This window comes from Acinetobacter sp. AL9 (genome assembly GCF_041464035.1).
Taxonomy (GTDB): Bacteria; Pseudomonadota; Gammaproteobacteria; order Pseudomonadales; family Moraxellaceae; genus Acinetobacter; species Acinetobacter towneri.
In genome coordinates this window covers 1-330 of sequence record NZ_JAYFSK010000198.1, presented here as the reverse complement: position 1 = coordinate 330, position 330 = coordinate 1, and the positions used below count along the sequence as shown (strand labels likewise).

Here is a 330-nt window from a genome sequence, read left to right as displayed (position 1 = left end):
CAACGAGAGTCAATAAAGCACCTTTATGATGTTTACCAATCACCGTGTCACCTTCGAAATCTCCTAAACGTTGTCGTTGATCAATGACCTGGTCTCGGCAGTGAATACTTGTTTTATCAATGATTTGACCCCTACGATCCGTGTTTTTGTAACCGCGTTTTCGATATTTCTTCTGATGCCTTAAGTGTAGATGAAGTTTACCACCTTTTGATTTATCTTGATAAATGTACTGGTAAATCCACTCATGTGAAGGTACATCCAGCCAACCGCGTTGTGTTAAAGCACCTGAAATTTGTTCTGGTGACCAGTCCAAACCAATCAAATAATCAA

General features: G+C 39.7%; 1 protein-coding gene. It reads right to left on the bottom strand.

Annotated elements, in window-relative coordinates:
• Positions 1 to 330, bottom strand: a 330-nt coding sequence (locus ACEO2X_RS14310; protein WP_371972197.1) for an IS30 family transposase, incomplete at both ends; no start/stop codon positions are given.